The following is an 8926-nucleotide window of genomic DNA, read 5'->3' as shown; positions in this document are numbered from 1 at the left end:
CCAGTGCCCCACAGCCCCCCCGGGGGTGGGGGGGTGTCCCCGACAGGGGGCGGGGGCGGCGCACGGGGGGGGGGCTGTGCGGGGCCCGGGCGCGGGGGGAGGGCAGCGGCTGCCTCCCCCCGCCCCGCCTCAGGCCAGCTCCCCCCTCACCGTCCGCGCCGCCGCCACCAGGTTCTCCAGCGACGCCCGGGTCTCCGGCCAGCCGCGGGTCTTCAGGCCGCAGTCGGGGTTCACCCACAGCCGTTCGGCCGGGATCGCCCGGAGACCCTCGCGCAGCAGCGCCGCCGCCTCGGCGGTGCCCGGCACGCGCGGGGAGTGGATGTCGTACACGCCCGGCCCGGCCTCCCGGGGATAGCCGTGCGCGGCCAGTTCACGGGCCACCTGCATGTGCGAGCGGGCCGCCTCCAGGGAGATGACATCGGCGTCGAGGTCGTCGATGGCCCCCACGATGTCACCGAACTCGGCGTAGCACATATGGGTGTGGACCTGGGTGTCCGGGCGGACCCCGGCGGTCGTCAGCCGGAACGCCTCCGTCGCCCACGCCAGGTATCCCGGCCGGTCGGCCGCCCGCAGCGGCAGCGTCTCGCGCAGCGCGGGTTCGTCGACCTGGATGACGGACGTGCCGGCCGCCTCCAGGTCGGCCACCTCGTCGCGCAGGGCCAGCGCCACCTGCCGGGCGGTCTCGCCGAGCGGCTGGTCGTCCCGTACGAAGGACCAGGCCAGCATGGTGACCGGGCCGGTCAGCATGCCCTTGACCGGGCGGTGGGTGAGGGACTGGGCGTACGTCGTCCAGCGCACGGTCATCGGCCGCGGGCGGGAGATGTCCCCGGCCAGGATCGGCGGGCGGACGTACCGGGTGCCGTAGGACTGGACCCAGCCGTGCTGGGTGGCGAGGTAGCCGGTGAGCTGCTCGGCGAAGTACTGGACCATGTCGTTGCGTTCGGGCTCGCCGTGCACCAGGACGTCCAGGCCGGTCTTCTCCTGGAAGGCGATCACCTCCTGGATCTCGGCCCTGATGCGCTCCTCGTAGCCCGCCGTGTCGATCCGGCCCGCCCGCAGTTCGGCGCGGGCGGTGCGCAGTTCGGCGGTCTGCGGGAACGAGCCGATCGTCGTGGTCGGCAGCAGGGGCAGGCCCAGATGGGCGCGCTGTGCGGCGGCGCGCTCGGGGTACGGCTGGGAGCGGCGGGCGTCGGTGTCCGTGACGGCGGCGGCGCGGGCGCGCACCGCCGGGTCGCGGGTGATCGGCGAGCCCGCACGGGAGGCCAGATCGGCCCGGTTGGCGGCCAGTTGTGCGGCGATGGCGTCCGTGCCCCGGGTCAGGCCCTCGGCGAGGGTGACGATCTCCGCCGTCTTCTGCCGCGCGAACGCGAGCCAGCGCCGTACCTGCGGCTCGATGTCCCGCTCCAAGGCTGTGTCGAGCGGCACATGCAGGAGGGAGCAGGACGCGGCCACGTCCACCCGGTCGGCGAGACCGAGCAGCGTGCCCAGGGTGGAAAGGGACGCCGTCAGGTCGTTGACCCAGATGTTGCGGCCATTGACCACACCGGCCACCAGCCGCTTGCCCGGCAGCCCGCCGACCGCGGCGAGTGCGTCGAGGTTGGCGGCGGCGGACTCCGTGAAGTCCAGGGCGAGCCCGTCCACCGGCGCCTTCGCCAGCACCGGCAGCGCCTCGCCGAGCCGGTCGAAGTACGACGCCACCAGCAGCTTCGGCCGGTCGGTGAGCGCGCCGAGATCCCGGTAGGCGCGGGCGGCGGCGTTCAGCTCGGCCGGGGTGCGGTCCGCCACCAGAGCGGGCTCGTCCAGCTGCGCCCACTCGGCGCCCGCCGCGCGCAGCTCGGCGAGGACCTGCGCGTACACCGGGAGCAGCCGGTCCAACAGGGTCAGCGGGTCGAAGTCGGCGGCCACGCCCGGCGCGGGCTTGGCGAGCAGGAGGTAGGTGACCGGGCCCACCAGCACCGGACGGGCGGCCAGACCGAGGGCGAGGGCTTCCGTCAGCTCGGCGACCTGCTTGCCGGAGTCGGCGGTGAAGACGGTGTCCGGGCCCAGCTCGGGGACCAGATAGTGATAGTTCGTGTCGAACCACTTCGTCATCTCCAGCGGCGCCACGTCCTGCGTGCCGCGCGCCATCGCGAAGTACCCGTCCAGGGCGTCGGCGGCCACCGCCTCCCGGTGCCGGGCCGGGATCGCGCCGACCATCACGGTCGTGTCGAGCACATGGTCGTAGTAACTGAAGTCACCGGTGGGGACCTCGGCGATGCCGGCGTCCGCCAGCCGACGCCAGTTGTCACCGCGCAGCCCGGCGGCGGTGGCACGCAGTTCGTCGGCGCCGACCCGGCCCTTCCAGTAGCCCTCGATGGCCTTCTTCAGTTCCCGGCGCGGTCCCTGACGGGGGTAGCCGTACACGGTCGCCCGTGCTGCCGCGGCTGCGGACTTGGTGGTCACGGAGATCTCCTTCGCGAGATGAATCCCTGAGATCCCGGAGACGGGACGAGGACGCGAAGGGTGACGGACCCGGCGGGACCCGACCTCGCGCGCTACGGCACGGTCATCCGCCTGGTACGTACGCCGACCCGCCCACGAGGTCACCGGGAGTCCGCGCACGGAGGTCCGCGCGCGGGCAGTGGCAGGTCTTCGGACTCACGGGCACGTCCTGACGACGTCAGGTCACCTACTGGCCGTCGCTTCCCAGGCCCGTCCGGGCCCAGTGCGTATGACGGCGGTCGTTCCCGCTCACCGCTGCGGGGCAGTCCCGGATTCCCACCGGGTTCCCTCTTACGACGCATCCCGCCTGGCGGACGGGGCGAACCAGCTGCACAGGCCACCCTAACCGCTCGGTGCGCCGGGGAACACCCGTGCCGTGCCCGGGGGAGCGGACACGGCACGGGAGCGGGTGCCCGCGCTCAGTGCGCCTCGCGCGTCCTCCCCTCCGGTTCCCCGGGGCCCTCGGGCGGCTCGTAGCGCAGCGGGGTCAGCTGGTGGACGTCGTAGCGCAGCCGCAGTGCGGCGATCGCCGAGTCATCGACCTCTCCGTCCGTGGCGAGGATCTCCAGCAGTTCCTCGAAGTACCGTTCGTGGGCCGGGGGCGGGGCGGCCTGGAACAGCACCCTGGCCGGTGTGCGGCCGGTGTTGGCGAAGGCGTGCGGGCAGCCCGGTGGCACGAACAGCAGGGTGCCGGGCCCCGCCCGGACGGCCCGCTCACCGGCGGCCGACTCCCACTCCCGCCAGTGGTCCGGGGACCGTACGAGCGGCTCGAAGGCCAGTACCTCCAGCTCGCCCTCGATGACGTAGAACAACTCCTCGCTGTGGGTGTGGGTATGGGCGCCGACATCGAACCCGGGCGGCACGACGACCTCGAAGGTGGAGGCCGCCCGGGAGTGCTCGCCGGTCACCTTGAAGGTCACCTCCTGGGCGGCGACCGTCACGGTCCGGCCCCGGCCGGGCGGCAGCAACAGCGGCCCGGGAACCGTGTGCGCCGCCGTCGTCGCCCTCCGCTCGCCGGGGCGTCGGCGGGGGCCCGGGTCCCGCTCACCAGGTCACCGGCAGGGACTCGGGCCTGCGGCTCCGGGCGACCGGCTTGTCGTGCGGCGGCCGGGCGGGCAGCGGATCGAAGTCCGGGCCGGTCGGATCCGGTACCGCCCGGAAACGCGTCGACCGGTCCGCGAGCGCGGCCGTGGTCATGACCGGCCCTCCGTGGACACCGAGGCGGTGCCCGTCGCGGGCGCCGGGGCCTGCGCGCGGACCCGCACCGCGGCGACCGGGACCACCCGCTCGGGCACCTCCGGCGGGGAACCGGCGGGAGCCGGGGCGGTGGCGCCCACGGCGTGGGCGGCCTCGACCGGCACGGCGGCGGTGGTGGCGGCGGCTGCCGCCCGCGCGGCGGCGGTGGCGGCGGTCCGCGCGGCGGCCTCGATGACGACCGCGGTGTCCGCCGTGACGCCCGACCCGGCGCCCGTCTCCGCTGTGCCCTCGGGGCCGTCCGTGGTCCAGCGGCCCATCGAGATCTCGGCGGTGATGCCCGGCCCGAACCCGGCGATCATCCCCGACGCCCCCGGCGCGCAGCCGCCCTCCTCGAACAGCCGGCGCAGCGCGTCCAGGACGACCGCGCTCGCGATGTTCCCGTACTCGGCCAGCGTGGCCCGGCTGAAGCGGAACATCTCCGGCGGCACCGCGAGATAGTGACTCAGGTCGTCCAGGATGCGCGGCCCGCCCGCGTGGATCAGATAGAAGTTCTGCGCGCTGGCGTCCCGCCGGTGCCGGGCGGCCAGCGCGGACAGTGCCGGGGCGAGCTGCTCCATGGTGCCCGGGACCCGCCGATCGAGCTGGAAGTGGAAGCCCGTGGGCCGCACCCGGTAGGCGATCCAGTCCTCGCTGTCCGGCACCAGATACGAGCCGTTCACCTCCAGCTCGATGCCGGTGCCGCCCGAGCCGCGGACCACGGCGGCGGCCACCGCGTCGCCGAACAGTCCATTGGACAGCATGTTGCCCACCGTCAGATCGGTGGGCTGGTAGCACAGGGAGCAGAACTCGCAGGCCACGATGAGGGCGTTGGAGCCGGGGTGCGCCTGGCAGAAGTCGTGCGCCCGGTTGATGGCGGCGCCGCCCGCCGCGCAGCCGAGCTGGGCGATGGGGATCTGCCGGCAGTCGTACCGGAACCCCAGTGTGTTGATCATCCAGGCCGTCATCGAGGGCATCATGAAGCCCGTGCACGACACGTAGATGATCAGATCGATGTCGCGCGGTCCGAGCCCGGCGTGCTTGAGGGCCCGCTCGACCACCTCGGGGACGCGGGCCTTCGCCTCGGCCTCGTACGTCGCGTTGCGGGCCTCCAGGCCCGGATGCCTGAGCGTGCGCTCCAGTGGCTGCACGATGTGGCGTTTCTGGACCCCGGTGTTGCCGATCAGCCGTAGCGCGAGCGGTAGTTGCTCGTGCCCGGCGTACAAGGAGCGGGCCAGACCCAAGGTCTGTTCATGAGTGATCGTGTACTCGGGTACCGCTACCGCGGGGCGGCACAGTACAGGCATGGTTTCCCCCTTCAGAGATGATCCGCTACAGAGATCCGTCTCGGCAGAGCGGTGCTTGCCCGGCATGTCCTCGGAACATGCGACAAGCACACTAAACGCACCCGATAGCATGAGATGGGTGTGGGAGTGGGCATGAAGGGGCGTGAATCAACGCGCCGGGCCGGGGCGCACGCCCGGCGTACGGCGGCGGACGGCGGCGGACCCGGGTGGATGGAGCGGATGCCCTGGACGTCGTGGCTCCGTAACTCCATGGAGGTCGTGACTCCCGCAGACGCGGACAGAAGGTGACCGCAACGGTTCCTAACGTGGCGCGTGGCCACAGCGCAGTCAACCGAAGGAGCCCCTCCATGACCGTTCTCGTCACCGGCGCCACCGGGAACGTCGGCCGTCCGCTCGTCGCCCGGTTGCTGGCCACCGGGCACCGGGTGCGGGCGCTGACCCGGAACCCCGCGACCGCCGCGCTGCCCGAGGGGGCGGAGCCGGTCGCCGGGAACCTCGCCGTCACCGGGAGTCTCCCGGCGGTGTTCGAAGGTGTCACCGCCGCCCATCTGATCAGCTTCGGTGACGACTACGCCCCGCTGGACAATGCCCGCGAGATCGTGGCCGCGGCCGTCACCGCCGGGGTGCGCAAGGTGACCGTCCTCAAGGGCGGCACCGAGCGGACCGCGCTGGACGAGGCGCTCGCGGCCGGTGCGCTGGAGGTCACCTCCCTCGCCCCGGTGGAGTTCATGTCCAACGCCCTGGAGTGGGCCGACGCGGTGCGCGAGGAGGGCGTGGTCCGTGAGGGCTTCGCCGGGATGCCCAGTTCGATGGTGCACGAGGCCGACATCGCGGCCGTCGCCGCCGCCGTGCTGACCGGCGACGGGCACGACGGCCGCGAGTACTGGCTGACCGGGCCCGAGGCGCTGACCGCGCCCGAGCGGGTCGCCGTCATCGCCGAGGTGCTCGGACGGGACGTACGGTTCGTGGAGCTGAGCCCGGACGAGATGGTCGCCCGCTGGCGCGCGCAGGGCTTCGGGGACGACGACATCGGCTTCTTCCTGGCCATGCGCACCGACCCGCCCCTCGCGGGCCGCACGGTCCTGCCCACGGTCGCCGAGGTCACCGGCCGCCCCGCCAGGACCTTCGCCCAGTGGGTACGGGAGCACGCGGCGGCCTTCGGCGGCTGACCGCCCGCCGCTCGCCCCGTGCCGGAACAGGGGGGACGGGTGTCCTTCGTTCGGCCCCCGGCCCCCGGGATCGTCGCGTCGTCGATCTCGATGACGGTGATCCGGCCGCCCGGAACCAGTACCGCCGGGCCTCCCGGACCGCCTTTCCGGCGCTGTTCTCGGTCAGATGCTCCAGGTCCCCATCATCCACACATGGTCGAAGGAAGCGTCGGCGAAAGGCAGATGTCCGGCGTGGGCGATGTGAAGACCGGCGGACAGCCCCTGGGCTTCGAGAACCGGTCGGCGGCCCGTCGGTATGCCGCTCTCCGACTGCACGCGCGTGGACCCGCGAGACGCTTCCGGGTTCCGGCCCGCCCGTCGAGGGGCGCCCGCACGGGAACTCGTACATGAATGCGCACTTCCGGTTTCCGAAAAGAGTCCCTTTCCGGACCGAACCGGCCGAGGCGACCGCTGCGCCGCAGTGCCGATGGGCAGAGTCACTCCCAGTCGTTCCGGTCCGTCCGCCACGCCGGTCCCGCCCGGGGCCGGCCAACGACCCAGGGAGCCTCATGCAACAGCACTCTCCCCTCGTCCTGGACCCCCACGGCACCGGCTGGCAGGCGGAGTACCGCACGCTCCGCGCCGCCGGGTCCGCCACCCGCGTCGACGTCCTCGGTGTGACCGCGTGGGCGGTCGCCGATCCCGCCCTGCTCAAGCACCTGCTCACCAGCCCCGATGTCTCCAAGGACGGCCGGGCGCACTGGCCGCGCTACGAACAGACGGCCGCCACCTGGCCGCTGGCCCTGTGGATAGCGGTGAAGAACATGTTCACCGCGTACGGCGGTGACCACCGAAGGCTCCGCCGGATGGTCGCCCCCGCGTTCAGTCACCGCCGGATAGCGGAACTCGCCCCCATCGTCGCGCGCATGGTCACCGCACTGATCGACGACCTGGCGGCCGGGAGCGACGCCGATGGAACCGACAGTTGCGGGGACGGGCGGATCGACCTGCGGGAACGGCTGGCCTACCCCCTCCCCATCACCGTGCTCAGCCATCTCCTGGGCGTGCCGGACGCGGAGACGCTGCACTTCCGCAAGGTGGTCGACGGCATCTTCGACACCACCCTCACCCAGGAGCAGGCCGCCGCCAACAACGAGCGGCTCTTCGCGCTCGCCGCCGGTCTCGTCACCGCCAAACGCGGTGCGCCGGGCGACGACATGACCTCGCTGCTCATCTCGACCCGCGACGAGGAGACCGACAGCGCCTTCACCGACCTGGAGCTGCGCGACACCCTCATCCTGATGATCAGCGCGGGGTACGAGACGACGGTCAACGTCATCGACGAGGCCATCGTCTCGATGCTCACCCACCCCGGCGAACTCGACCGGGTCCGAAGCGGCGAGGCGGGCTGGGCGGACGTGGTGGAGGAGACCCTGAGGCTCACCCCGGCCCTGCGGATACTGCCCCTGCGCTTCGCCGTCCGGGACATACCGCTCCCCGACGGCCGGACCATAGGACAGGGCGAGGCCATCCTCCCCGCCTACGGTGCCGCCAACCGCCACCCCGACTGGCACGGCGCCGACGCCGACGCGTTCGACGTCACCCGCCCCCACAAGGACCACATGGCCTTCGGCCACGGCGTCCACTTCTGCCTGGGCGCCCCCCTGGCCCGTATGGAGGTCGCCGAACTCCTCCGTCAGCTCTTCACCCGCTACCCCGGCCTCCGCCTCGCCGTCCCGCCCGACCGCCTGCGCCCCCTGGGCTCCATGATCAGCAACGGGCACCGGGAACTGCCGGTGTATCTGGGGGATCCGGGGGATCCGGGGGATCCGCGGGATCTGGTGGGTGGGTGAGGGACGCCTGGGGTCGGCGCGCTCGGACCCGGCGTCGTCGGAGTCGGTGTCGTCGGAGTCGGAGTCGGTGTTCTCATGGGACCGGGCGGGGCCCGGCCCCTACCGGGACTCCCGCCCCCCCGGCTCCGGAGGGTCCAGCTGCGAGGCCAGTACCGCCGCCTGGACGCGTCGCTGGACGCCCAGTTTGGCGAGGAGGCGGGAGATGTGGTTCTTGACGGTCTTCTCGGAGAGGTAGAGCTTCTTGCCGATCTCGCGGTTGGTGAGGCCGTCCCCGATGAGGGCCAGGATCTCGCGCTCACGAGGGGAGAGCGCGGCGAGTTCGGGCGCGAGGGCCGGGGTCTCGGCGGGGTCGGCGCGCAGGGAGCGCATCAGCCGGGCCGTGGTCGCGGGGTCCAGCATGGACTGCCCGGAGGCGACCGTGCGGACCGCCGAGATCAGGTCGGAGCCCTTGATCTGCTTGAGGACGTACCCCGACGCCCCCGCCATGATCGCGTCGAGCAGCGCGTCCTCGTCGTCGAACGACGTCAGCATCAGACAGGCCAGCTCCGGCATCCGGCTGCGCAGCTCGCGGCAGACCGTGATGCCGTCGCCGTCCGGGAGCCGTACGTCCAGGACGGCCACATGCGGACGCAGTGCCGGGCCCCGGACCAGCGCCTGACGCACGCTGTCGGCGTCGCCGACGACCGAGATGTCCGGCTCGGCGTCGAGCAGATCGGTCAGACCCCGTCGTACAACCTCATGGTCGTCGAGCAGGAAGACCCGGATCGGGTCCTGTTCGGTGAAGGTGTGTGTGTCGGGCATGACGACCCCTTGTGTGGCATTCCCCGGTCGCCGACGGGGCGCGGGCTCCTCGTGATGTCGTGGCACTCCCGATCATCGCGCGCCGGGGCCGGACGGACCAGGG

6 protein-coding genes, 1 pseudogene and 1 riboswitch are annotated in these 8926 nt (G+C 72.8%); of the genes and pseudogenes, 2 read left to right on the top strand and 5 right to left on the bottom strand.

Features of this window, described 5'->3' with window-relative positions:
* Positions 1-129 precede the first annotated feature (129 nt).
* From metE to ACFXAZ_RS24545, 4 genes and pseudogenes are all read right to left on the bottom strand, one after another.
* On the bottom strand, positions 130-2442 hold the full coding sequence (gene metE / locus ACFXAZ_RS24560; protein WP_384595138.1) for a 5-methyltetrahydropteroyltriglutamate--homocysteine S-methyltransferase: 2313 nt from the start codon (positions 2440-2442) through the stop codon (positions 130-132).
* A 179-nt stretch (positions 2443-2621) separates the two neighbouring features.
* A riboswitch (cobalamin riboswitch) is annotated at positions 2622-2808 on the bottom strand.
* Between the two features lie 92 nt (positions 2809-2900).
* Positions 2901-3452 carry a cupin domain-containing protein gene (locus ACFXAZ_RS24555; RefSeq protein WP_384595186.1) on the bottom strand — a complete coding sequence of 184 codons (552 nt, stop codon included), beginning with the start codon at positions 3450-3452 and terminating at the stop codon, positions 2901-2903.
* A 73-nt stretch (positions 3453-3525) separates the two neighbouring features.
* Positions 3526-3678: a hypothetical protein gene (locus ACFXAZ_RS24550; protein ID WP_384595135.1), complete on the bottom strand. Its 153-nt coding sequence runs from the start codon at positions 3676-3678 to the stop codon at positions 3526-3528.
* Positions 3679-3977: 299 nt separating this feature from the next.
* A pseudogene (locus tag ACFXAZ_RS24545) lies at positions 3978-5021 on the bottom strand (type III polyketide synthase); the annotation flags it as partial.
* 347 nt (positions 5022-5368) lie between these two features.
* On the opposite strand from ACFXAZ_RS24545, the gene ACFXAZ_RS24540 reads away from it, so the two are divergent.
* Both ACFXAZ_RS24540 and ACFXAZ_RS24535 read left to right on the top strand, forming a co-directional pair.
* A complete protein-coding gene (locus ACFXAZ_RS24540; RefSeq protein ID WP_384595132.1) occupies positions 5369-6190 on the top strand; it encodes an NmrA family NAD(P)-binding protein in 822 nt (273 codons plus the stop codon).
* Between the two features lie 548 nt (positions 6191-6738).
* Positions 6739-8022 (top strand): cytochrome P450, encoded by a 1284-nt coding sequence (locus tag ACFXAZ_RS24535; RefSeq protein WP_384595129.1) that lies wholly within the window; start codon positions 6739-6741, stop codon positions 8020-8022.
* A 99-nt stretch (positions 8023-8121) separates the two neighbouring features.
* On the opposite strand, the gene ACFXAZ_RS24530 is transcribed toward ACFXAZ_RS24535, so the two are convergent.
* Positions 8122-8823: a response regulator gene (locus ACFXAZ_RS24530; RefSeq protein WP_384595126.1), complete on the bottom strand. Its 702-nt coding sequence runs from the start codon at positions 8821-8823 to the stop codon at positions 8122-8124.
* Positions 8824-8926: the final 103 nt, after the last annotated feature.

This window comes from Streptomyces sp. NPDC059477, from assembly GCF_042749375.1.
GTDB lineage: Bacteria > Actinomycetota > Actinomycetes > Streptomycetales > Streptomycetaceae > Streptomyces.
This window is presented reverse-complemented; position numbering and strand designations above follow the sequence as displayed.